Origin of the sequence: Bradyrhizobium sp. ORS 111, from assembly GCF_045571485.1 — a bacterium.
Taxonomy (GTDB): Bacteria; Pseudomonadota; Alphaproteobacteria; order Rhizobiales; family Xanthobacteraceae; genus Bradyrhizobium.
Map to the genome: position 1 here is coordinate 5,505,983 of NZ_CP120701.1, position 23,428 is coordinate 5,529,410.

Below are 23,428 nucleotides of genomic sequence, written 5' to 3' on the forward strand. Positions count from 1 at the left end.
ATGTCCGACGCCGTCGTTCCCCATCGCAGTGAAGACAACGCGCCAGGCCCGCGCACCGGCGCCGGCTGGTTCACGCGCGCGCTCGACAGCGACGTCTTCTATTCGTTCCGCCGCTCGAGGCTGACCATGGCGGCGGCCGCGGTCACTGCGCTGCTCTTCCTGCTCGCGATCTTCGCATCCTGGCTTGCGGTCCAGAACCCGTTCGATCCGGCGCAGCTCCAGCTCATCAATTCTCGGATTCCACCGCTATGGATGGCCGACGGCCAGGGCCCGTTCCTGCTCGGCACCGACGAGCAGGGCCGCGACGTCTTTTCCGCGATCCTCTACGGCATGCGGATCTCGCTCGCGGTCGGCGCGTCGGGCGTGATCTTCGCCGGCGCACTCGGCATCGCGCTCGGACTGGTCGCGGGCTATTTCGGCGGCGTGGCCGACAGCGTCATCATGCGGATCGCCGACGTGCAACTCACCTTTCCGGCGATCCTGATCGCGCTGCTGGTCAACGGCGTCGCCAAGTCGCTGCTCGGCAACCGGCTCGACGAGACCGCCACGCTCGGCGTGCTCGTGATCGCGATCGGCCTCAGTTTCTGGGTGCAATATGCCCGCACCGTGCGCGGCTCCGTGATGGTCGAGAAGAACAAGGACTATGTGGCGGCCGCGCAGCTCATCGGCCTGCCCGCGCCGAAGATCATGCTGCGGCACGTGCTGCCGAACACGATGGGCCCGATCCTCGTGATCGCCACCATCAACCTCGCGCTCGCAATCATCACCGAGGCGACGCTGTCGTTCCTCGGCTCCGGCATGCCCGACACCATGCCCTCGCTCGGCACATTGATCAGGATCGGCAACAACTATCTGTTCGCGGGCGAGTGGTGGATCGTCGCCTTCCCGGGCGTTGCGCTTGCCGGCCTGATCCTGTCCATCAACCTGCTCGGCGACTGGCTGCGCGACGCATTGAATCCGAAGCTCCGATGAACAAGCCCGTTCTCTCCGTGCGCAACCTCGAGGTGGAGTTCGTCACCCGGCGCGCCACGCTGCGCGCCATCAACGGCGTCTCGTTCGACATCGCCAAGGGCGAGGTGCTCGGCGTCGTCGGCGAATCCGGCGCCGGCAAATCGGTGACGGGGCTCGCCGTGATCGGGTTGATCGACCCGCCCGGCCGCATCTCCGGCGGCCAGATCGAGCTGTCGGGCACGCGGATCGATCACCTTCCGCCGGAAGAGATCCGCCGTATCAGGGGCAAGCGGATCGGCATGATCTTCCAGGATCCGCTGACCAGCCTCAATCCGCTCTACCGGATCGGCGATCAGATCGTCGAGACCATCCGTACCCACACCGACCTCAGCGAGAGCGCCGCGCGCCGGCGCGCCATCGACTTGCTCGCCGAGGTCGGCATTCCCGCTCCGGAAAAGCGCATCGACGGCTATCCTCACGAATTCTCCGGCGGCATGCGCCAGCGCGTCGTCATTGCGCTGGCGATCTGCGCCGAGCCTGAACTGATCATCGCCGACGAGCCGACAACCGCGCTCGACGTCTCCGTGCAAGCGCAGATCATTGCGCTGATCAAGCGGCTTGGCCGCGATCACGGCACCGCGGTGATGCTGGTGACCCACGACATGGGCGTGATCGCCGAGACCTGCGACCGCGTCGCGGTGATGTATTCCGGCCGGATTGCGGAAATCGGCCCGGTGCAGGACGTGGTGCGCAATCCGCTGCATCCCTACGCCAAGGGCCTGATGGGCGCGATCCCGACGCTTGCGGGCGAAGACAAGCGGCTGGTGCAGATTCCCGGCTCGATGCCACGACTGTCGGCGATTCCGCCGGGCTGCCCGTTCAACCCACGCTGCGCGTTCGCCTTCGACCGCTGCCGCGTCGAACGGCCCGAGCCTGTCAGGCAGGGCGCGCAATCTGTCGCCTGCCATCTGTTCGAGCCGGCGAAGGAAACGGCGGCATGAGCGCGACGTTGATCGAGGTCAAGAACCTGCGCCGCGTCTTCGACGTCTCGAAGCCGTGGCTCAACCGCGTGCTGGAAGGCGGCCATCTCGAATTCCTGAAAGCCGTCGACGGCGTCAGCTTCGATATCAAGCGCGGCGAGACCCTGGCACTGGTCGGCGAATCCGGCTCCGGCAAGACCACGGTCGCGCGCATGGTCGTCGGCCTGCTGCCGCCGACCTCGGGCGAAGTCGTCATCGACGGCGTCTCGATGACCGATCCGCGGCAGGCCCAGGCACGCCGCCGCCTGCGCCGGCGCATCCAGATGATCTTCCAGGATCCCTATGCGAGCCTCAATCCGCGGTTCAGGGTCGATGCCATCGTCGCCGAGCCGATCCGCGCCTTCGAGCTGATCCAGGGCGAGCGCGATATCAAGGCGCGCGTCGGCGAGCTGCTGTCGCTGGTCGGGCTGCACCCCGACGACGGCCTGAAATTCCCGCATGAATTTTCCGGCGGCCAGCGTCAGCGCATCGCGATCGCCCGCGCGCTGGCCTCGGAGGCCGAATTCATCGTCTGCGACGAGCCGACCTCGGCGCTCGATGTCTCCGTGCAGGCGCAGATCCTCAATCTGATGCGCGATCTGCAGGACAAATTCGGCCTGACCTATCTCTTCATCAGTCACAACCTCGCGGTCGTCCGCCACATGGCGAGCCGGATCGGCGTGATGTATCTCGGCCGGATCGTCGAGATCAGCGAGGGCCGTACGCTGTTCGACAATCCGCGGATGCCCTACACCAAGATGCTGCTCGGCGCGGTGCCTGATCTGGCGATGTCCGGCCGCCAGCGCATCCCCGTGAAGGGTGAGATCCCCAACCCGATCGATCCGCCGCCGGGCTGCGCCTTCAACCCGCGCTGCCCGCTCGCCTTCGATCTCTGCCGGCAGAAGACACCGGAACTGATCGACGGGGTCGCCTGCCACGCCGTCAACAATTCGGCCGCCGCTGTTCCGGCATAGTCACGCGGATGGGAGCCGCCATGTCAACCAATCGGTTGGCATCCCAGCCCGCCTGTGATCAAGTGCGCGCGCCACAAGACGCACCCGGAAGTGAAGCCCCATGAGCAATATCAACCCCGATCCGTTCACGACGAGGCCCGAGATCGAAGGCACCTTCGGCGTCATCACCTCGACGCACTGGATCGCCACTGCGGTCGGCATGGCCACGCTGGAGAAGGGCGGCAATGCCTTCGATGCCGGGGTCGCAACGGCGTTCACGCTGCAGGTGGTCGAGCCGCATCTGAACGGTCCTGGCGGCGATGTGCCAATCATCGTGCACGATATCAAGCGCGGCAAGACCGAGGTGATCTGCGGCCAGGGTCCGGCGCCGGCCAAGGCGACGATCGCGCATTATCGCAGCGAGGGCCTGGAGATGGTGCCCGGCACCGGCCTGCTCGCAGCCTGCGTGCCCGGCACGTTCGAATCCTGGATGCTGCTGCTGCGCGACTACGGCACGTTGAAGCTGCGCGACGTGCTCGAGCCCGCAATCTCATACGCCCGCGACGGCTATCCGCTGGTCGAGCGCGCATCGGCCACCATCAAGACCGTCGAACAGTTGTTCCGGAAGCACTGGACCACGTCCGCCGACGTGTACTTGCCCGATGGCGCGGTGCCGAAGCCCGGCACCCTCTTCACCAACAAGCGGCTCGCGGAAACCTATACGCGCATCCTCAAGGAAGCCGAAAGCGCCGGCGGCGACCGCGTTGCCCAGATCGAGCGCGCCCGCCAGGCCTGGTCCAAGGGCTTCGTCGCCGAGGCGATCGACAAATTCTGCCGCACCCAGGACGTCATGGATGTCTCCGGCTCGCCGCATCGCGGCGTGCTGACTGCCGACGATATGGCGCGCTGGCAGCCGACCATCGAAGCCCCGCTGACCTATGACTACGGCCGTTACACGGTGCAGAAGGCCGGCGTCTGGAGCCAGGGCCCGGTGATGCTGCAGCAACTCGCGCTGCTGAAGGGCTTTGACCTCGACGGGCTCGATCCCGCCGGCCCCGACTTCATCCATCTGCAGATCGAATGCGCCAAGCTCGCTTATGCCGATCGCGAGACCTTCTATGGCGATCCAAAGTTCACGGACATCCCGATCGAGACGCTGTTGTCGGATTCCTATAATGACGAGCGGCGCAAGCTCGTCTCGAAGGATCACGCGTCGCTCGAGTTCCGTCCCGGCTCGGTCGAGGGTTTCGGCGGCGTCGTCAAGCTGCGCCATGCCGAAGGCCATCGCGAGGCGGTCGGCGCCATGGGCGCCGGCGAGCCGACGGTCGGCCGGTTCGGCGAAGTGCGCGGCGACACCGTGCATTTCGATATCATCGACAAGGCGGGCAACATGATTTCGGCGACGCCGTCCGGCGGCTGGCTGCAGTCCTCGCCGGTGATTCCCGAACTCGGCTTCTGCCTCGGCAGCCGCGCCCAGATGTTCTGGCTGGAGGAAAACCATCCCGCCGCGCTCGCGCCGGGCAAGCGGCCGCGCACCACACTGTCGCCCAGCATGGCGCTGCGCGACGGCGAGCCGTATCTCGCCTGGGGCTCGCCCGGCGGCGATCAGCAGGATCAGTGGATCACGCAGTTCTTCCTGCGCCATGTCCACGCCAAGCTCAATCTGCAGGAGGCGATCGACGCGCCGGCCTGGCACTCCGAGCACTTTCCGATCTCGTTCTGGCCGCGCACCGCGCGTCCCGGCGTGCTGGTGCTGGAGAACAGGGTTCCGAAGTCGACCATCGACGAATTGAAGCGCCGCGGCCATGTGGTGGAGATTGGTCCCGACTGGTCGGAAGGCCGGCTGACCGCAGCCTCGAAAGTCGGGCCTCGTCGCCGCGCCGCGGCCAATCCGCGCGGCATGCAGGGCTACGCCGCCGGCCGCTAAACGAGACGATCGCCACAGCATGACGATGTCGCGTCGGATTGCAGAGTCAGCTCCCAACTTCACCTCGCCCCGCTTGCGGGGAGAGGTCGGAATTCAAGCAGAGCTTGGATTCCGGGTGAGGGGGAATCTCCGCATATTCGACCTACACCGTTGTCGACGGAACGAGCCCCTCACCCCAACCCTCTCCCCGCGAGAGCGGGGAGAGGGAGATAGGGATATGAGATGACCTGGTCGATCATCGCCCGCGACAGCGCCACCGGGCAGTTCGGCATCGCCGTTGCGACGCGGTTCTTCGCATCCGGCGCGCGGGTGCCCTATATCGCTGCCGGTATCGGCGCGATCGCAACCCAGGCGATGGTCAATCCCTATTACGGCATCGACGGCTTCGCGCTGCTGCGCGAGGGGAAAAGCCCGCACGACGTCATCGCCGCGCTGCTCGCCGCCGATGCCGGCCGCGACAGCCGGCAGGTGCATATCATTGACGCCAAGGGCCGCATCGCAGCGCATTCCGGCAAGGATTGCGTCGACTGGTTCGGCAACATCGCGGGCGACGGCTTTTCGATCGCCGGCAACATGCTGACCGGGCCGGCGGTGCTGGATGAGACGGCGCGGACCTATGCCGCACATGAGACGCTGCCGTTCCCGCAACGGCTGATCAAGGCCATGCTTGCCGGTGAAGCGGCGGGTGGCGACAAGCGCGGCAAGCAATCGGCGGCGCTGCTGATTTATGGCGCCGAGGAATGGTCCGATCTCGACTTGCGGGTCGACGATCATGTCGAACCCCTGCGCGAGCTGGAGCGGCTGGAGGCCGTCAGCCGCGAGCGCTGGGTGCATTTCCGCCGCTTCATGCCGACGCGGGACAACCCGGCCGGCGTCACCGATCGCGCCGTGATCGAGGCCGGAATCGAAGCCGCGACAGCGAGCCGGCAATGACGGCGCGTCCGCTGATCGAGATCGACGGCCTGCGCGTCATCTTCCAGGGCGACGACGGCCGCACCACGCATGCCGTCGACCGGGTCGATCTTTCCGTCGCCAACGGCGCCACGCTCGGCCTGGTCGGTGAATCCGGCTGCGGCAAGAGCGTGACCTCGCTTGCGATCATGGGCCTGCTGCCGAAGCAATCCGCGACCGTGTCGGGCTCGATCCGCTTCGACGGTTCCGACCTGCTCGATGTCCCGGATCAGACGCTGCGCGACCTGCGCGGCAATCGCCTGGCGATGATCTTCCAGGAGCCGATGACTTCGCTCAATCCGAGCTTCACGATCGGCGACCAGATCATCGAGACCATCCTGCGCCACCGCGGCGGCTCGCGGCGGAAGGCACGCGAGCGCGCCGTCGAGCTGTTGCGACGGGTCCATATCCCCTCACCCGAGAAACGCATCGACGAGTTCCCGCACAAGCTGTCCGGCGGCATGCGCCAGCGCGTGATGATCGCGATGGCGCTGGCCTGCGACCCGCAGCTCCTGATCGCCGACGAGCCGACCACCGCGCTCGACGTCACCTTGCAGGCCCAAATTCTCGACCTGATGCGCGAGCTGAAGGCCGCAAGCGGTGCTGCGATCATCCTGATCACCCACGACCTCGGCGTGGTCGCCGAGGTCTGCGACGAGGTCGCGGTGATGTATGCCGGCGAGATCGTCGAGCGCGCACCGGTGGACGAACTGTTCGCCAATCCGCAGCATCCCTACACGGTCGGCCTGCTGGGCTCGATCCCGCGACTCGACCGCCGCACCACCCACCTCGCCACCATCGAAGGCATGGTGCCGAACATGGCGAATCCGCCTGCGGGCTGCCGCTTCGCCGCGCGCTGCCCGTTCGCCGAGGACGCCTGCACGAAATCCCCGCCGCCGCTCGCGATGCTGAACGCAACCCACGCTTCGCGCTGCATCAGGGCGCCGCTGGAACGGCTGGTGTCATGAGCGCGCTGCTCGAGGTCGAGGGGCTAAAGAAGCATTTCGTCGCCGAACGCTCGGTGTTCGGCCGGCCGACCGCACATGTGAAGGCTGTCGACGGCGTCAGCTTCAGGGTCGAGGCCGGCAGGACGCTGGCACTGGTCGGCGAATCCGGTTGCGGCAAATCCACCGTCAGCCGGCTGGTGCTGCGGCTGATCGAGCCGGACGCCGGTACCGTCCGCTTCGAGGGGCGCGATCTCGGCGCGCTCAACGCCGAGCAGTTGCGCGCGTTCCGCCGCGACGCGCAGCTCATCTTCCAGGACCCTTACGCCTCGCTCAATCCGCGGATGACGGTGGCCCAGATCCTGACCGAGCCGCTGGCGTTGCACAATCTGGTGCCGCCGACGCGCCGCCGCGAGCGGGTAGAGGATCTGTTGCGCCTGGTCGGCCTCGAACCGCGCTTCGCCCGCCGCTATCCGCACGAATTCTCCGGCGGCCAGCGCCAGCGTATCGCGATCGCGCGGGCCCTCGCGGTCGAGCCGAAGCTGATCATCTGCGACGAGCCGGTGTCGGCGCTCGACGTCTCGATCCGCTCGCAGATCCTGAACCTTTTGCGTGATTTGCAGGATCGCCTGAAGCTCGCCTACATCTTCGTCTCGCACGATCTGGCGGTCGTGAAGCACATTGCCGACCGCGTCGCGGTAATGAATCTCGGTACCATCGTCGAGACGGCGGACGCGCAAGCACTGTTCGCTGCGCCGCGCCATCCCTACAGCCGTGCACTGTTGTCGGCAATCCCGGTGCCGAAACCGCGCGCCAAGCGCAGCCGCATCGTGCTGGAGGGCGAGCTGCCAAGCGCGCTCCATCCGCCGCAGGGCTGCCGCTTCCACACCCGCTGTCCTTTCGTGATCGAACGCTGCCGCAGCGAGGTGCCACAATTGCTGGCGGATGGCACAGGCCATGCCACGGCCTGTCACCGCACGGCGGAGCTGCCGCCGCCGGAGAGCATCGTGCCCTCGGATGGCGCATTTTCGCCGGTGCTGGAGAAATTGGTCGCTGCCTTCGGCGCCACGGCGGAAGGGACCGGACGCGCCGGGGTTGGTCAGGTCAGGACGACGCCACAGGCATAACGATGGGAGCTGGATGATGAGGACGCTTCGCTTGGCGGCAACTGCCGCGACCCTGGTGCTGTCGCTGGTGGCCGGCGCCCAAGCGCAGACCACGCTGCGAATTGGCCTTGCCGAGGACCCCGATGTCCTCGATCCGACCATGGCGCGCACCTATGTCGGACGCATCGTGTTTGCCGCACTGTGCGACAAGCTGTTCGATATCGACGAGAAGCTGAACATCGTGCCGCAGCTTGCGCTGTCGCATGAGACCTCCGCCGACGGCAAGGAAGTCACGATCAAGCTGCGGCCCGGCGTCAAATTCCAGGACGGCGAGCCGCTCGACGCGGAGGCCGCCAAATTCTCGCTGGAGCGGCACCTGACGTTCCCCGGCTCGTTCCGCAAGCCCGAGCTCGCCAGCGTCGACCATATCGACGTCGTCGATCCCCTCACCATCAAGCTGGTGCTGAAAGCGCCGTTCTCGCCGCTGATCGCACAGCTCACCGACCGCGCCGGCATGATGGTGTCGCCCAAGGCCGCCAAGGCCGAAGGCGACAAGTTCGGCCTGCACCCGGTCTGCGCCGGCCCCTACAAGTTCGTCGAGCGCGTGCAGCAGGACCGCATCGTGCTGGAGAAGTTCGCCGACTATTGGAACAAGCACAACGTCTTCATCGACCGCATCGTCTATCTGCCGATTGTTGACCCCACGGTACGGCTCGCCAATCTGAAATCCGGCGGGCTCGACCTGATCGAGCGCGTGCTTGCGACCGACCTGAAGGACGTGCGTGCGGACTCGCGCCTGAAAGTGTCGAGCGCGATCGAGCTCGGCTATCAGGGCATCACGCTCAACATCGGCAAGGACAAGGCCAAGGGCCCCTTGAGCCAGTCCGCCAAGGTGCGGCAGGCGCTCGACCTCTCGATCGATCGCGACGCCATCAACCAGGTGGTGTTCAACGGCGAGTTCAAGCCCGGAAACCAGTGGGTCAGCCCGGAGCATCCCTACTACCAGAAGGACTTTCCGATCCGCGCGCGCGACGTCGAGAAGGCGAAGGCGCTGCTCAAGGAGGCCGGCGTCACACCGCCCGTGACGGTCGACTTCATGGTCCCGAAGGGGCCGGAAACCGAAGGCAGCGCGCAGGTCATTCAGTCGATGGCGGCGGAAGCCGGCTTCGACATGAAGATCAGGGTGACCGAGTTTGCGACCTCGCTGAAGCAGGCGGAGGCCGGCGAATACCAGGCCTACATGCTGGCCTGGAGCGGCCGGATCGATCCGGACGGCAACTCCTATGTCTTCCTGCACGCCAACGCGCCGCAGAACTACAGCGCCTGGAGCAATCCCGAAGCCGACAAGGCGCTCGACGACGCCCGCCTCACCACCGATATGGCGCAGCGCAAGGCGATCTACGCCAAGCTGACCAAGCTCGAACTCGACGATGAGCCTCTTCTCTACATCTATCACCGTCGCATCATCATCGCGCACACCACAAAACTCGAAGGCTACAAGCAGATGCCCGACGGACTGGTGCGCGTGGTCGGACTGAAGCTGAAATGAGAATAGCTGCGACCGGCACTCTCTCCGCTCCCTCCCCCCTTGTGGGGGAGGGCTGGGGTGGGGGGTGCCACGAACTCAGAATCCCGTTGGGTTACCCCCCTCGCTATCCCTCCCCCACAAGGCAGGGCTATCGCATATGCCGCCTTGGGCGGCACGTACTCGGCCTCGTGGTTCGAGACGCGCCGCAGGCGGCGCTCCTCACCATGAGGGTCTACTATTGTGCCGCAAAACAAGACCTCATCCTGAGGAGCCCGCCAAAGGCGGGCGTCTCGAAGGACGGCCGCGGGGCGCTTTTCTCCCAAATGCGATTGCCCTCCCCCACAAGGCAGAGCAATCGCATATGAGATTCGAGTCGCAACGGCATCGGCAGTCGGCTCCCTCTCCCGCTTGCGGGGGAGGGTCGGGGTGGGGGTTCTCTCCGCGAGTCGTCTCGTGGAGGGAGCCCCCACCCGCCGCGCGCTGCGCACGCGTCGGCCTCCCCCGCAAGCGGGAGAGGCGAAGGGAGGCCGCGAACAACCTCCGCAGACGCCATATGCGATTGCCCTCCCCCACAAGGGGGAAGGGAACGGAGACAGTTGAGCGTGTAGTCACATCCGCCATTTCTTCACTCAAGGACGGATGCTTGCCATGCTGAACTTTCTCGCTAGGCGGCTGCTCCAGATCGTCCCGACGCTGTTCTTCGTCTCGGTTCTGATCTTCTCGCTGCAACATTTGCTGCCGGGCGATCCGGCGTTGGTGATGGCTGGCGAGGAGCGCGATCCGGCCGTGATCGCTCAGATCCGCGCGCAGTACCACCTCGATCAGCCGATCCCGGTGCAATACGCGTACTGGGTCAAGGGCGTGCTGTCGGGCGATTTCGGCGAATCGCTGCGCAACAAGATGCCGGTGCTGAGCCTGATCGCGCAGAAGCTGCCGGTGACGCTGCAGCTCGCCGGCATGGCGATCGTGATCGCCTTCCTGATTGGGATTCCCGCCGGCATCATCTCGGCGGTGAAGAAGGGCAGCGCCTGGGATTATGGCGCCAATCTGTTCGCGCTGTGGGGCATCTCGACGCCGAATTTCTGGCTCGGCATCATGCTGATCTTCCTGTTCTCGATCGAACTGGGCTGGCTGCCGGCCTCCGGCTACGTGCCGCTGACCGAGGACTGGCGCGCCAGCATCGCCGCGACCATCATGCCGGCCTTCGTGCTCGGCAACGCAATCGCGGCGATCCTGATGCGCCACACCAGAAGCGCCATGCTTCAGGTGCTGGAGAGCGACTACGTCCGCACCGCGCGCGCCAAGGGGCTCTCCGAGCGCTCCGTGATCCTCAAGCACGCGATGCGCAACGCGCTGACGCCGATCATCACGCTCGGCGCGCTCGAGCTCGGCACGCTGTTGTCTGGCGCCGTCCTCACCGAGCAGATCTTCTCGATCCCCGGTTTCGGCAAGCTGATCGTCGATGCCGTGTTCAACCGCGACTATGCCGTGGTGCAGGGCGTGGTGCTGACGACAGCGACGATCTACATCACGCTCAATTTGATTGCCGACATCGCGTACATCCTCGTCAACCCGCGGCTGAGGGGCTGATCCGATGGCCGACGCCACGCTCGGGACATCAGCCGCACTCGCCGCCTCCGAGACGCTGGAGAGCCCGGCGCGGCGCGCCTGGCGGCGGCTCGTCAGGCGCAAGGGCGCGGTGCTCGGACTTGCGGTGATCGCCCTCTTCGTTCTGCTCGCGATCTTCGCGCCGCTGATCGTGCCCTACGATCCGATCGCCACGAGCTGGTCGCTAGAGCGGTTCCCGATCAGGTTGGCTCGTATCCAGCGGCTTTGAAGTAGTTGACGCATTCGCGGGACGTGAAGCAGTCGAGGCAGCGCCCGATTGCGCTCCACAAGCCTTCGACGGTGCGCGCGGCAGCCGTGCGCAGCAGCGCTTTCAGCTTGGCGAAGGCGTTCTCGATCGGATTGAGGTCGGGGCTGTAGGGCGGAAGATAGAGGAGCTTTACGCCGGCAGCCTCGATCGCCGCGCGCACGCCGGCGCCCTTATGGCTGCCGAGATTGTCCATGATGACGATATCGCCTTTCCGCAATTCGGGGACCAGCACCTGATCGACATAGGCCTGGAACGCGCGCCCATTGATCGGTCCATCAAGAACCATCGGCGCGACCATGCCTGACAGCCGCAGGCCGGCGACGAAGGTCGTCGTCTTCCAGTGGCCGTGCGGAATGGCGGCATGCAGCCGTTCGCCGCGAGGCGCCCGCCCGCGGGTTCGCGCCATATTGGTCGACGCCCATGTCTCATCAATGAAGACGAGCTTGTCGGGATCGAGGTCGATCTGGCCATCGAACCATTGCTCCCGCTTCTTTAGGACGTCTGGCCGCTCCTGTTCGGCGGCGTGCGCGGTCTTTTTTTGAGCGTGATCTTGCGGCGCTGAAAGAAGCGCGACAACGCCGAGACGCTGAAGACGTGTCCATCGGCCGCGAGCGCCGCCTTCAGCTCCTCCAACGTGCTGTCCGGCCTGGTCGCAAGCAGCGCAAGGATGCGCTCGGCCTGCGCTTCGATCGCCTGGGAGCGTCGGTCGCCGCCCTGCGGCTTTGGCGTCACCTCGCCCGTCGCGCGCGCTTGCGCCACCCAACGGATCGCGCTCGATACTCCCACACGGAAGTGCGCCGCAGCCGCTCGACACGACATGCCGCCTCAACGGCGCCGACCACACGCTTGCGAAGATCGACTGAAAGAGATGCTGCCATACCCGCCGGCCTCCTTCACCGGCAGGCAGCTTGAATCAGAACCAGCCCGATTTGGGAATCCCAAACGATTCAATCCGGTCGGGACCCGCTCTAGTGCGCAAAGCACCCTCGGCGCAGCACTGGTTCGGCACCGACGAGCTCGGCCGCGATGTGCTGGCCCGCGTCATCTTTGGCGCCCGCGCCTCGCTGCTTGCCGGCGTGATCTCGGTCGGCATTGCGCTGGTGATCGGCGTCCCGCTCGGGCTCCTCGCCGGCTATCGTGGTGGCTTCATCGACGCGCTGATCAGCCGCATCACCGATGCGATGCTGGCCTGCCCGTTCCTGATCCTGGCGATCGCGCTTGCGGCCTTCTTGGGACCGAGCCTCGGCAATGCGATGATCGCGATCGGCGTCTCGGCGACGCCGATCTTCGTCCGCCTGACCCGCGGCCAGGTGATGAGCGTCAAGGTCGAAGACTACGTCGAGGCAGCGCGCGCGATGGGCAATCCGCGCTGGCGCATCGCGCTGGTCCACATCCTGCCGAACATCCTGCCGGCACTGCTGGTGCAGGCGACGCTGTCGATCGCGGCCGCGATCATCGCCGAGGCCGCGCTGTCCTTCCTCGGCCTCGGCCAGCAGCCGCCGGCACCATCCTGGGGCAGCATGCTCAACGCCGCGCAGCGCTTCCTGACCAGCGCGCCGTGGATGGCGATCTGGCCCGGGCTCGCGATCTTCCTCGTGGTGCTGTCGTTCAACCTGGTCGGCGACGGCCTGCGCGACGCGCTGGATCCGAAGGCGCGGTAAGCTCGCCGTCATGCTGAGGAGGCCGCGAAGCGGCCGTCTCGAAGCACGATGGCCCGGCCGTGGCCGTGCATCCTTCGAGACGCGCTACGCGCGCCTCAGGATGACGGGTCTGGCAGGACTCTCGACCTAGATCACCACCTCGCGCAGCACTCGGCGGCAATCCATCTCGTATTCGAGATCGACCACCGGCGGGCGGCAGAAGTGCCAGGTCAGGCCCGAGCGCGTGGCACCGCGGCGAACCAGTTCGTCGACGATCACGGGATGCACGTCGTGCACCGTGTAGGCCTGTACGGCGGTCGTGTCCGCCCAGGTGAAACCGAACTCGGCAAGCCGGCGCTCCATCTCGCCGGTGGTAAAGCGGACCTTCTCCCGCCACGCCTCCGGGCTGAGGTCGCGATAGCGCACGGTGCGCTCCGGATAGCTGCCGGGACCGTCACGCGCCTCGGCGCCGCCCGCGATCACGAAGGACGGGGATGCGCTTGCGCCCGGCCGGGTGAAGGAGAATGCATAGAACGACGGCTCCGCCGGAGGATCGATCTCGGGGCAGACATTGCTGCGCGCCACCGGGTTGGTGCTGCCGCCATCGTACAAGCCCCAGTCCGCGAGTGTCTTGACGTAATGCTGGTTGAAGGCGCGGAAGCCGTCTTCGGTGAAGGCCGCCGGCGAGCGCAATTCACACGCGCAGAACGACGTCAGCGGCCGGCCGGCCGCCTGGATGTAGGCCGCGATCCGCGCAAACCCCTCCGCAAGCGGCACCAGGCGGTCGAAGCGCACCCGCTCGATCTCATAGCCGGAACTTGCCTGCGCACCGCTCGAATATTGGAAGACGGCGGGGATGAACCGGTAATTCCCGGCCGCGAAGTCGCTCACCATGTCTGTTTCCTCCAGATCTTGTCCGGCGAGCTTACAGCATTCGCGCGAGCCGGCTACCGGCGCGAGATGCCGCGGGACAAAGAAAAGGCGGCAGTGGCTTTCGCCAGTGCCGCCTTTCCTGCGAGCATGAGCTTGGAGGGCTCAGGTCGGTTTCAGCGCGCCGCGGCCCTCGAGATCGAAATCGGCGATCTGCTTGGCGCGTTCCGAGTTCGCCTTGGACTGGTGGTCGGTCGCGATCGTCATGTAGACGGCCGGCAGCACGAACAGCGTGAACAGCGTGCCGATCGTCATGCCGGCGACGACCACGAGCCCGATCGAGAAGCGGCTGGCGGCACCCGCGCCCGAGGCGGTGAGCAGCGGCAGCAGGCCGGTGACCATCGCCGCCGTCGTCATCAGGATCGGACGCAGGCGGATGCGGGCCGCCATCTCGATCGCCGAGCGGCGGTCCAGTCCCTCGTTGAGCTGCAGCTCGTTGGCGAACTCCACCATCAGGATGCCGTGCTTGGTGATCAGCCCGACCAGCGTCAGCAGGCCCACCTGGGTGTAGATGTTCATGGTCGCGACACCGAAGAACAGCGGGATCAGGGCGCCGACGATCGCCATCGGCACGCTGATCATGATCACGAACGGGTCGCGCAGGCTCTCGAACTGCGCTGCCAGCACCAGGAAGATGATGATGATCGCGAACGCGAAGGTCACCAAGAGCTGATTGCCTTCATGGACGTACTGCCGGGAGTCGGCCAGGAAGTCGTAGCTGAAGCCGGACGGCAGCTTCTTGGCCTCGCCCTGCAGGAACTCCACCGCCTGCCCCATCGAGACGCCGGGCATCGGCACGGCCTGGAAGGTCGCCGAGTTGAGCTGGTTGTAGTGGGTCAGCGCATTCGGATCGACGCCGGTCTCGACCGAGACGACGGTCGACAGCCGCACCAGCGTCCCGGTCGCAGTCGGGACGTAGTAGTCGTCGAACGCCCCCGGCGCCAGGCGGCTGACGCGCGGCACCTGCGGAATCACCTGGTAGGAACGTCCTTCCAGGTTGAAGCGGTTGACGTAGTTGCCACCGAGCAGCGTCGCCAGCGCATTGCCGATCGACTGCATGGTGATGCCGAGATCGCTCGCCTTGGTGCGGTCGACCTTTACGCGGACCACCGGCTGGTTGAAGTCGAGGTCGCTGTCGGTGACGATGAACAGGCCGCTCTTGCGCGCGGCGTCCTTCAGCTTGTTCATCTGCTCGAACACCTGCTGGAAGCCGGACGTCGAGCTGATCACCATCTGGACCGGCAGGCCGCCCGGACCGCCCGGCAGCGGCGGCAGGCTGAACGCGAAGGCGCTGACGCCCTCGATCTTCGACAGCTCGTTCTGCACCAGCGGCTGAAGGGCCTGCGCGGAGCGCTTGCGCTCATCCCACGGCTTGAGCAGCATGCCGGCGAAGCCGCCCTGCGGACCGGTGATGCCGTTCAGCACGAACCGCAGGTCGGTCTCGGGAAACTTCTTGAACTCCTTGTCGATCTTGTCGCCGTAGTAATCGATGTAGTCGATGTTGGCGTATTTCGGCGCCTTGGTCACCGCGAACACGATGCCCTGGTCTTCCTGCGGTGCCAGCTCCTTCTGCGTATGCATATAGAGGAAGCCGACCAGGCCGAGGATGGTCACCGCGAACAAGCCGGTGATCGGGCGATAGTCGAGCGAGCGGTCGAGCTGGCGGCCGTACCAGCGCGTCACCGCGCCGAACACGCGGTTGACGAGCCTGGCGAAGCGGCCCTCGTCGGCGCTCTTGAGAAACACCGAGCACATCATCGGCGACAGCGTCAGGGCGATCACGCCCGACACGATGACCGAGCCGGCCAGCGTGAAGGCAAATTCCCGGAACAGCGCACCGGTGACGCCGCCGAGGAAGCCGATCGGCGCGTACACCGCCGCCAGCGTGATCGTCATGGAGATGACGGGGCCCACGATCTCGCGTGCGCCCTTCAGCGACGCCTGCACCGGTGGCAGGCCTTCCTCGAGATGGCGATGGATGTTCTCCACCACCACGATGGCGTCGTCGACCACGAGGCCGATTGCCAGCACCATCGCCAGCAGCGTCAGCAGGTTGAAGCTGAAGCCCGCCGCCAGCATCAGGATGCAGACGCCGACCAGCGACAGCGGAATCGTCACGACCGGGATGATCACCGAGCGGATCGACGCCAGGAACAGGAAGATGACGACGACGACGATCATAACCGCTTCGCCGAGCGTCTTCTGCACCTCGTCGATCGACGACTGGATGAACTTGGTGGAGTCATAGGCCACCTCATCATCTTCATCGACGGCGGCAGGTTGCGCTCAAGCTCGGGGAACAGCGCGCGCACGCCCTTGACCAGGGTAAGCGGGTTGCCCTGCGGCGTCGCCTTGATGCCGATGAAGATCGCATGCTCGCCGTTGAAGGCGACGCTCGCATCCGTGCTCTGGGCCGCGAGCTCCACCGTCGCGATGTCCTCGATGCGCACGAAGCCGCCGTCCTTCGACTTCACGATCATCCGCTTGAACTGATCGATGCTCTGAAGGTCGGTATTGGCGGAGACGTTGGAGACGATGAAGAAGCCCTTGGTCTGGCCGGCGGCCGCCTGGAAGTTATTGGCAGCGATCGCGGCAGCGACGTCGTTGGGCGACACGCCGCGGCCGGCCATCCGGATCGGATCGAGCCAGACGCGCATTGCGAAGGTCTGGCCGCCGAGAATGTCGGCGGATGCGACGCCGTCGACCGTCGACAGCACCGGCTGCACGACGCGCGTCAGATAGTCCGAGATCGCCGATCCCGTCAGCTCCTCGCTGGAGAAGCCGAGATACATGACCGCGATCGTATCACCGGTCGCCTTGGTCACGACCGGGTCGAACGCTTCCTTCGGGATCAGGTATTTGACCGAATTGACCTTGGCGAGCACCTCGGTCAGCGCCTGGTTCGGATCGTGATTGAGCTTGATGTAGACCTGGATCGTCGAGGTGCCAAGCACCGAGTTCGACGTCATGTAGTCGACGCCCTCGGCCGAGGCGACCGCCTGCTCGATCGGCGTGGTGATGAAGCCGTTGATCAGCTCGGGCGAGGCGCCAGGATATGAGGTGGTGATCGTCACCACGGTGTTCGACAGGTTCGGATATTGCCGGATCGGCAGCACCATTGCAGCGCGCAGGCCGATCAGCAGGATCAGCATGCTGACGACGATCGACAGCACCGGCCGCTTGATGAAAATGTCAGTGAAGGCCATTGCCAACCCTATTCGTGTTCTCTGCCGATTGCGGCGACATGTGGCGGAGGGCCCGATGGCCCTCCGTATTCAGGTGGTCCGACCAAAACGCGACGAGCTCAGATTTCAATCGTCATCGCGCTTTAGCTTCTTGTTTGAGCATGATCTTTTCGGAAAACCGCTTCGCACTTTTCCGGATCATGCTTTAGTAGCGCGGCGGCTGGGCCGGAATCGGCGGCGGCGGATCTGTCGAAATCGCGACCGGCATCCCCGACTGCAGCTTGATCTGGCCGACGGCGACGACCCGGTCGCCGGGCTTCAGGCCCTTGAGGATTTCGACACGGCCCTCGACGCGGTTGCCCGTCTTCACGAAGGTGCGATCCGCGGTCAGCGTGGTCTTGCCGTCATCGCCCTTCTTCTCGTTGATCAGGAACACCGAGTCTCCGTACAGCGTGTAGTCGACCGCAGTTTCGGGAACGGTGACCACTGCCGGCTTCTCGGGCAGCACGATCGTGGTGGTCGCGAACATGCCGGGCTTGAGGATACGGTCCGGATTCTGGATCGTCGCCTGAACGCGGATGTTGCGGGTGTCGGTTGCGATCTGCGGCTCGATCGTCGTGATCTTGCCGTCGAAGGTCCGGCCCGGATAGGCGTCGACCGAAACCCGCACGGTCTGGCCGACCTTGATCTGCGAGCTCTGCTTCTCGGTGACGGTCAGGTTCGCATACAGCACCGACAGATCGGTCAGCGACACGATCTGCGTCCCTGCCGTCAGGTATTGACCGACTTCGACCTGGCGGACACCGAGGTCACCCTCGAACGGAGCGCGCACCAGCTTCTGCGAGATGATCGCCTCGGTCCTGGCAATGCCCGCCTTGGCCTGGTCGAATGTCGCCTGCGCCTGGTCGACGGTGGACTGCGGCCCGAACTGGCGTGCCGCAAGCTGCTTGGCGCGGTCGAGCTGAAGCTCGGCCACGGTCGCCTGCGCCTTGTAGTTGGCGAGGTCGCCCTGTTCAGGTCCATCGAACAATTGCACGAGCGGCGTACCCGCCTTCACATGGCTGCCGGCGGTGAACAGGATGTCGGTGATGCGGCCCGACACGTCGCTGGTGACGTTGACCTGATGCACCGCGACGAGATCGCCGACCGCGGTCAGAAGGTTCGGAATCACCTCGGACTTGGCTTCGACCGCCGAGACGTTCGACGGCGGCGGCTTGTTGTTGGCGAAGAACTGCGCGATCATGTGGCTGCGGAAGGCATTGAAGCCGACCAGGGCGCCGACCAGCACGGCCAGCAGCACTCCCACAATGATGAACCAGCGCACCATGCGGACAGGGCGCTTGGCGGTCTTTTCCTTGATCGGTTGCCCCGAGATATGGCTTTCGGTCTGAATATTCATGTTATGCACTTTCTGCAGTTACCGACTGTCCCGCACTCGGTGACGGCTGGCGGCCCAAATGTGTGGCAATTGCGGCTTCGGTAAGTCCGATACCGCGAAGGATGAACTGACAAAGCTGCCGCTCGGCGGCGGCGGCATCGCCGTAGGAGAGACATGATGTCGCAGGGAGCTGCGTCAGCGCGCCCATCAGCACGGTATGATGAGCGAACCAGAACAGGTTGAGCGGCTCGTCGCCGACCCGTGTCGCCTCGCCCGCGGCAATCGCGCGCTCGATCGAGGCGGCAAAGGTCGGTCCGATCAGCTTGCCGACTTTGTCATAGAGCAGGCGCGCGAACTCGCCATCGTCGAGATGGCTCGTCACCATCAGCCGCAGGCGCTGCGCCTCTTCCTGGTCGGGTGCTTTGCGAAGCTGCATGAAGTGGCCGACCATGCCCTCTACCAGCTCGACCAGCGTCGCGGTCGACGGCTCCTGCCCCAGCAGATGCGCAAGGTCCGGGTCTGCCTCGCACTCCTCGGTCAGGATTTCGGCGTACAGCGCCGCCTTCGAGGGAAAGTGCTTGAACAATAAACCTTCCGAAATGGCAGCGGCGGCCGCCACGCTCTTTGTCGTGGTGCCGGCAAAGCCGTTGCGGGCAAAACACCGCTTCGCGGCGCTCAGTATCAACTGACGCCGCAGATCACTTGTCATGCGTAAGGTAGACATTTGGGGTCGTGAGTAATCACTCACCTTACCAGATGTCAAGGTTCTATTGCACCGCGAAGGTCGTTTTATATCGGACTGTGTCCGAGAGAGCTCCGGAGGCGGTTGACGATGTAGGTGCCGTCGCGGCTGGACAGCACGCGCTCCAGATTGGCACCGTCGATCTTCACGCTGGCGAACCGTGGCCCGGCCGTAACGTCTTGTAACGACGAGGCAAACGCCTCGACCTCGGCCAGGGTCGTGATGTTGCTCGTATCCTTGATTCCGCAGGCTTTGGCAACGCCGACCAGGTCGGCGGTCGCCCCGGTATGGCTCGCCTGGCCGCCGGTCTCGCCATAGGCCTCGTTGTCGAGCACGATGATCGAGAGGTTCTTGGGCTGCTGGAGCCCCACGGTGGCGAGGCTGCCCATGCCCATCAGCATCTCGCCGTCGCCGGTGATGACGACCACGGGCAGCGTCGGCTGCGCCAGCGCGAGGCCGAGCCCGATCATGACAGCGCCGCCCATGCCGCCCCACAGATAGAAGTTGCGGTCATGGTCGCCGGCGGCGGCGATGTCGTAGGTGGAGGCGCCGAGGCCGCCGACGGCGATGGCGCCCTTGCGATCCTTGAGCAGTTGCGAAACGACGGCGCGACGGTCGAGGAGATTGGCTTTGCTCATTTGGTGAAGACCTTTGCCCCGATCAGGCGCTGTGACAGCAGGACAGCGGTTGGCGTGCAGGCGTTATAGGCTTGGGCGGCGCCGGCCTCGACGACCTCCCGCACCTCCTCGGGGCGCGAGGCGCGCAGCACCTTGATGCCGGACAGTTCGAGCACGGCCTGGGTGCTCGAGCCCATCGGCACCTGCCACGGATTGAACTCGCCCCATTCGCCGCGCATCGTCACCAGGGTGAAGAACGGCAAACGGAAGATCTGCACCAGCGACAGCATGTTGATGCAATTGCCGACCCCGCTCGACTGCATCAGCAGTACGCCACGCTGGCCGCCGGCCCAGGCGCCCGCGAGCAGCGCGACGCCCTCCTCCTCCGTCGTCAGCGCCACGCCGCGCATCGCGGGCGAGCCGAGCACGCGCTCGATTAACTGCGAATGCCCGGCATCCGGCACATAGGGCACCTGGCGCACCTCGAAGCGCTGCAATATCGAAAAGATCTCCTCGGGCCAGGAGGCCGCGGTCTCGGCACGGGCATGCATCGGCGTTTCCGATTTCAGAACTGTTTGGCCGTGACTGTAGTTGGGCCCGCGCGCTTCATCAAAGCGCAAAACCGCATATGGCTCTGCGATTTACTCGCAGCGTACCAGCGCCGTTCGATTCTGGTGGCAGCAAACCGAAGCGTCCCGGACGCACGTCAAATTGTGTTGCGCGGCGGCGGCACGGGCCCTACGATAGTTGCAATTGAAACTAATCAGATTGGGCATTCGGCATGGATGTACAGGCGCGAGAGTTGTCCGATCGTTTCGATCTCGAAAGACTGACGCCGGACTTCTACGCGAACCCCTACCCGACCTATCGTGCGCTGCGGGAGAACGCGCCGGTGAAGCGGCTGCCGAACGGCTGCTACTTCCTGACCCGCTACGACGACCTCGTCACCGCCTACAAGAACACCAAGGCGTTCTCGTCCGACAAGAAGAAGGAGTTCTTGCCGAAATACGGCGACTCCTTGCTGTATGAACACCACACCACAAGCCTCGTCTTCAACGACCCGCCGGCGCACACCCGGGTACGGCGGCTGATCATGGGCGCGTTGTCGCCGCGGGCAATAGCCGGCATGGAGCCAGACTTGATTGCGCTGGTCGACAGCCTGCTCGACCGCATCGCCGCGAGAGAGCGTTTTGAGCTGATCGGCGATTTCGCCGCCGCGATCCCAGTCGAGGTGATCGGCAATCTGCTCGACGTGCCGCACGAGGAGCGCGAACCGTTGCGCGACTGGTCGCTGGCGATCTTGGGCGCCCTGGAGCCCGTGATCGGCAAGGAGGCGTTCGACCGCGGCAACGCCGCAGTGAAGGATTTCCTCGCCTATCTTGAAACCCTCGTCGAACGCCGCCGCTTAAGGCCGGGCAATCCCGACCGCGACGTGCTCACCCGGCTGATCCAGGGCGAAGATAATGGCGAGCGGTTGACCGCAAAGGAGCTGCTGCACAACTGCATCTTCCTGCTCAACGCCGGCCACGAGACCACGACCAACCTGATCGGCAACGGGCTCGTCGCGCTCCACGAACATCCCGACCAGAAGACGCGCCTGATCGCACAGCCCGACCTGATCAAAACCGCGGTCGAGGAGATGCTGCGCTACGAGAGCTCGAACCAGCTCGGCAACCGCATGATCGTCGAAGAGACCGACATCGGCGGCATCAGGATGCCGGCCGGCACACTTGTCACGCTGTGCATCGGCGCCGCCAACCGTGACCCCGCGCAATTCCCCGACCCTGAACGTTTCGACATCGCGCGGACGCCAAACCGTCATCTCGCCTTCGGCACCGGCGCGCATCAATGCGCCGGGATGGCGCTGGCGCGGCTCGAAGGCGCGATCGCGATCTCACGCTTCCTCAAGCGCTTCCCGAACTACGCGCTCGACGGCGCGCCGGTGCGCGGCGGCCGGGTCCGCTTCCGCGGCTTTCTCAGCGTGCCCTGTAGCATCAACAGCTAGGCATTTTCGCCAAAGGCACTTCCTCGTGGGCGGACGGATGCCCACATCAAGCCAAAGAGCGCTCGGGCGTTCTGTCCGGTGCGCAGCAAGCGGGAGTGACGCAGGATGAGCGCATCGGTCACCGATTTCCTCGCAACCGAAGCACGCTTTGGCACCTACAATTACGAGCCGATCGGGGTCGTGCTGTCCCGCGGCGAAGGCGTCTGGGTCTGGGACACCGATGGCAACCGCTATCTCGACTGCCTCTCCGCCTATTCGGCGGTGAGCCAGGGCCACTGCCATCCGAAGATCCTTGCCGCGATGGTCGAGCAGGCACGCCGGCTGACGCTGACTTCGCGCGCCTTCCACAACGACCAGCTCGCACCCTTCTACCGCGAGCTTGCGGAGCTGACCGGCTCGCACAAGGTGCTGCCGATGAACAGCGGCGCCGAGGCGGTCGAGAGCGCAATCAAGTCGGTGCGCAAATGGGCCTATGAGGTGAAGGGCGTGCCGAACGGACAGGCCGAGATCATCGTCTGCGCCAACAACTTCCACGGACGCACGCTCGGTATCGTCGGCTTCTCGACCGATCCGGCGACCCGCGACCATTTCGGCCCGTTCGCGCCGGGCTTCAAGGTCATCCCGTTCGGCGACGCCACCGCGCTCGAGCAGGCGATCACGCCGAACACCGCAGCCTTCCTGGTCGAGCCGATCCAGGGCGAGGCCGGCGTCATCATCCCCCCGCCGGGCTACTTCACGCGCGTGCGCGAGCTGTGCACCGCGCACAACGTGATGCTGGTGCTCGACGAGATCCAGACCGGGCTCGGCCGCACCGGCAAGCTGCTCGCCGAGCAGCACGAGGGCATCGAGGCCGACGTGACGCTGCTCGGCAAGGCGTTGTCGGGGGGCTTCTATCCGGTGTCGGCCGTGCTTTCCAACAACGCCGTGCTTGGCACGTTGCGGCCCGGCCAACACGGCTCGACCTTCGGCGGCAACCCCTTGGCCTGCGCGGTGGCGCGCGCGGCGCTGCGCGTGCTGGTCGAGGAAGGAATGATCGAGAACGCGGCGCAACAGGGCGTGCGGTTTCTCGCAGGGTTGCAGGATATCCGCGCCAACGTGATCCGCGAAGTGCGCGGGCGCGGGCTGATGCTGGCGGTCGAGCTTCATCCGGAGGCCGGCGGCGCCCGCCGCTATTGCCTGGCGCTGCAGGCGCGCGGCATCCTCGCCAAGGACACCCACGAGCACACCATTCGCATCGCCCCGCCGCTGGTGATCACAGGCGATCAGGCCGATTGGGCGGTGGAGCGCATCGCGGCTGCCCTGACGCAGGATGTCTCCTGACGATTCCGCAACGCCGGTTACGATGACAACGAACGATTTCGACGTCTGTGCGTTGAAGCGTTACGGGCGACTGGTGAACGGAGAGCTGCGCCCATGCTTTCCCGGCGCGTTAGCTTTGTTGCATTTTTGATTGGTGTTTCGATGCTCGCGGCAAGCGGCGGCGCGTCCGCCCAGCCGCAAAGGGGAGGGCCGCCGGGACTGGCGGCAAGGCCCGCCGCACCGCCCGCGATGGCACGGCCCGCTGCACCGCCCGCCATGGCGCGTCCGGCCGCGCCGATGGTGCATGCCGCCCCTCCCGCAATGGCGAGGCCGCCAGCCATGGCTCGGCCGGCCGCACCCGCATTCCAGGCGCCACA

The 23,428-nt window shown here is 65.5% G+C and carries 16 protein-coding genes and 4 pseudogenes; 13 read left to right on the plus strand and 7 right to left on the minus strand.

Annotated features, from left to right (window positions below):
* The 10 genes and pseudogenes from P6U30_RS25485 to P6U30_RS25530 form a co-directional block, all read left to right on the plus strand.
* A complete protein-coding gene (locus P6U30_RS25485) occupies positions 1-972 on the plus strand; it encodes an ABC transporter permease (protein ID WP_407165626.1) in 972 nt (323 codons plus the stop codon).
* Positions 969-1,952: an ABC transporter ATP-binding protein gene (locus tag P6U30_RS25490; protein ID WP_407165627.1), complete on the plus strand. Its 984-nt coding sequence runs from the start codon at positions 969-971 to the stop codon at positions 1,950-1,952. The genes P6U30_RS25485 and P6U30_RS25490 overlap by 4 nt, the downstream gene beginning before the upstream one ends.
* On the plus strand, positions 1,949-2,944 hold the full coding sequence (locus P6U30_RS25495) for an ABC transporter ATP-binding protein (RefSeq protein WP_407165628.1): 996 nt from the start codon (positions 1,949-1,951) through the stop codon (positions 2,942-2,944). Before P6U30_RS25490 ends, P6U30_RS25495 begins: the two co-directional genes overlap by 4 nt.
* Positions 2,945-3,044: 100 nt before the next feature.
* Complete coding sequence (locus tag P6U30_RS25500; protein ID WP_407165629.1) at positions 3,045-4,850, plus strand: gamma-glutamyltransferase family protein; 1,806 nt, start codon at positions 3,045-3,047, stop codon at positions 4,848-4,850.
* Between the two features lie 222 nt (positions 4,851-5,072).
* Entirely contained in the window at positions 5,073-5,783 is a 711-nt protein-coding gene (locus P6U30_RS25505) for a DUF1028 domain-containing protein (RefSeq protein ID WP_407165630.1), read from the plus strand.
* A complete protein-coding gene (locus P6U30_RS25510; protein WP_407165631.1) occupies positions 5,780-6,769 on the plus strand; it encodes an ABC transporter ATP-binding protein in 990 nt (329 codons plus the stop codon). Before P6U30_RS25505 ends, P6U30_RS25510 begins: the two co-directional genes overlap by 4 nt.
* Positions 6,766-7,872, plus strand: a complete 1,107-nt coding sequence (locus P6U30_RS25515) for an ABC transporter ATP-binding protein (protein ID WP_407165632.1) — start codon at positions 6,766-6,768, stop codon at positions 7,870-7,872. Before P6U30_RS25510 ends, P6U30_RS25515 begins: the two co-directional genes overlap by 4 nt.
* 16 nt (positions 7,873-7,888) lie before the next feature.
* A complete protein-coding gene (locus P6U30_RS25520) occupies positions 7,889-9,400 on the plus strand; it encodes an ABC transporter substrate-binding protein (protein WP_407165634.1) in 1,512 nt (503 codons plus the stop codon).
* A gap of 627 nt (positions 9,401-10,027) precedes the next feature.
* Positions 10,028-10,969 carry an ABC transporter permease gene (locus P6U30_RS25525; RefSeq protein ID WP_407165635.1) on the plus strand — a complete coding sequence of 314 codons (942 nt, stop codon included), beginning with the start codon at positions 10,028-10,030 and terminating at the stop codon, positions 10,967-10,969.
* Between the two features lie 4 nt (positions 10,970-10,973).
* Positions 10,974-11,186: pseudogene (locus tag P6U30_RS25530) on the plus strand (ABC transporter permease); the annotation flags it as partial.
* Position 11,187: 1 nt separating this feature from the next.
* On the opposite strand, the pseudogene P6U30_RS25535 reads toward P6U30_RS25530, so the two are convergent.
* Positions 11,188-12,133, minus strand: a pseudogene (locus tag P6U30_RS25535) (IS630 family transposase).
* Between the two features lie 87 nt (positions 12,134-12,220).
* Here P6U30_RS25535 and P6U30_RS25540 point away from each other — a divergent pair.
* Positions 12,221-12,916, plus strand: a pseudogene (locus P6U30_RS25540) (ABC transporter permease); the annotation flags it as partial.
* 126 nt (positions 12,917-13,042) lie between these two features.
* Here P6U30_RS25540 and P6U30_RS25545 read toward each other — a convergent pair.
* The 6 genes and pseudogenes from P6U30_RS25545 to P6U30_RS25570 all read right to left on the minus strand — a co-directional run bounded on the left by P6U30_RS25545 (position 13,043) and on the right by P6U30_RS25570 (position 20,298).
* The gene (locus P6U30_RS25545; protein ID WP_407165636.1) at positions 13,043-13,789 is read right to left on the minus strand and encodes a hypothetical protein; all 747 of its coding nucleotides are present in this window, start codon (positions 13,787-13,789) and stop codon (positions 13,043-13,045) included.
* A gap of 141 nt (positions 13,790-13,930) precedes the next feature.
* Positions 13,931-17,031: pseudogene (locus P6U30_RS25550) on the minus strand (multidrug efflux RND transporter permease subunit).
* A gap of 184 nt (positions 17,032-17,215) precedes the next feature.
* On the minus strand, positions 17,216-18,409 hold the full coding sequence (locus tag P6U30_RS25555) for an efflux RND transporter periplasmic adaptor subunit (protein ID WP_407165637.1): 1,194 nt from the start codon (positions 18,407-18,409) through the stop codon (positions 17,216-17,218).
* Between the two features lies 1 nt (position 18,410).
* Complete coding sequence (locus tag P6U30_RS25560; protein WP_407170538.1) at positions 18,411-19,112, minus strand: TetR/AcrR family transcriptional regulator; 702 nt, start codon at positions 19,110-19,112, stop codon at positions 18,411-18,413.
* Positions 19,113-19,177: 65 nt separating this feature from the next.
* Positions 19,178-19,768, minus strand: coding sequence for a thiamine pyrophosphate-dependent enzyme (locus P6U30_RS25565; RefSeq protein ID WP_407165638.1), 591 nt, complete (start codon positions 19,766-19,768; stop codon positions 19,178-19,180).
* Positions 19,765-20,298, minus strand: a complete 534-nt coding sequence (locus P6U30_RS25570; RefSeq protein ID WP_407165639.1) for a phosphonopyruvate decarboxylase — start codon at positions 20,296-20,298, stop codon at positions 19,765-19,767. The genes P6U30_RS25565 and P6U30_RS25570 overlap by 4 nt, the downstream gene beginning before the upstream one ends.
* A 230-nt stretch (positions 20,299-20,528) precedes the next feature.
* Between P6U30_RS25570 and P6U30_RS25575 the strand changes: the two genes are divergently transcribed.
* Positions 20,529-21,752: a cytochrome P450 gene (locus P6U30_RS25575; RefSeq protein WP_407165640.1), complete on the plus strand. Its 1,224-nt coding sequence runs from the start codon at positions 20,529-20,531 to the stop codon at positions 21,750-21,752.
* A gap of 105 nt (positions 21,753-21,857) precedes the next feature.
* Positions 21,858-23,072: an ornithine--oxo-acid transaminase gene (gene rocD, locus P6U30_RS25580; RefSeq protein ID WP_407165641.1), complete on the plus strand. Its 1,215-nt coding sequence runs from the start codon at positions 21,858-21,860 to the stop codon at positions 23,070-23,072.
* Positions 23,073-23,428: the final 356 nt, after the last annotated feature.

Bases quoted from the DNA above. Each gene is read 5' to 3' on its own strand.
- P6U30_RS25485 (WP_407165626.1), top strand. From the start codon at position 1: ATGTCCGACGCCGTCGTTCCCCATCGCAGTGAAGACAACGCGCCAGGC.
- P6U30_RS25490 (WP_407165627.1), top strand. From the start codon at position 969: ATGAACAAGCCCGTTCTCTCCGTGCGCAACCTCGAGGTGGAGTTCGTC.
- P6U30_RS25495 (WP_407165628.1), top strand. From the start codon at position 1,949: ATGAGCGCGACGTTGATCGAGGTCAAGAACCTGCGCCGCGTCTTCGAC.
- P6U30_RS25500 (WP_407165629.1), top strand. From the start codon at position 3,045: ATGAGCAATATCAACCCCGATCCGTTCACGACGAGGCCCGAGATCGAA.
- P6U30_RS25505 (WP_407165630.1), top strand. From the start codon at position 5,073: ATGACCTGGTCGATCATCGCCCGCGACAGCGCCACCGGGCAGTTCGGC.
- P6U30_RS25510 (WP_407165631.1), top strand. From the start codon at position 5,780: ATGACGGCGCGTCCGCTGATCGAGATCGACGGCCTGCGCGTCATCTTC.
- P6U30_RS25515 (WP_407165632.1), top strand. From the start codon at position 6,766: ATGAGCGCGCTGCTCGAGGTCGAGGGGCTAAAGAAGCATTTCGTCGCC.
- P6U30_RS25520 (WP_407165634.1), top strand. From the start codon at position 7,889: ATGAGGACGCTTCGCTTGGCGGCAACTGCCGCGACCCTGGTGCTGTCG.
- P6U30_RS25525 (WP_407165635.1), top strand. From the start codon at position 10,028: ATGCTGAACTTTCTCGCTAGGCGGCTGCTCCAGATCGTCCCGACGCTG.
- P6U30_RS25545 (WP_407165636.1), bottom strand. From the start codon at position 13,789: ATGGTGAGCGACTTCGCGGCCGGGAATTACCGGTTCATCCCCGCCGTC.
- P6U30_RS25555 (WP_407165637.1), bottom strand. From the start codon at position 18,409: ATGAATATTCAGACCGAAAGCCATATCTCGGGGCAACCGATCAAGGAA.
- P6U30_RS25560 (WP_407170538.1), bottom strand. From the start codon at position 19,112: ATGTCTACCTTACGCATGACAAGTGATCTGCGGCGTCAGTTGATACTG.
- P6U30_RS25565 (WP_407165638.1), bottom strand. From the start codon at position 19,768: ATGAGCAAAGCCAATCTCCTCGACCGTCGCGCCGTCGTTTCGCAACTG.
- P6U30_RS25570 (WP_407165639.1), bottom strand. From the start codon at position 20,298: ATGCATGCCCGTGCCGAGACCGCGGCCTCCTGGCCCGAGGAGATCTTT.
- P6U30_RS25575 (WP_407165640.1), top strand. From the start codon at position 20,529: ATGGATGTACAGGCGCGAGAGTTGTCCGATCGTTTCGATCTCGAAAGA.
- rocD (WP_407165641.1), top strand. From the start codon at position 21,858: ATGAGCGCATCGGTCACCGATTTCCTCGCAACCGAAGCACGCTTTGGC.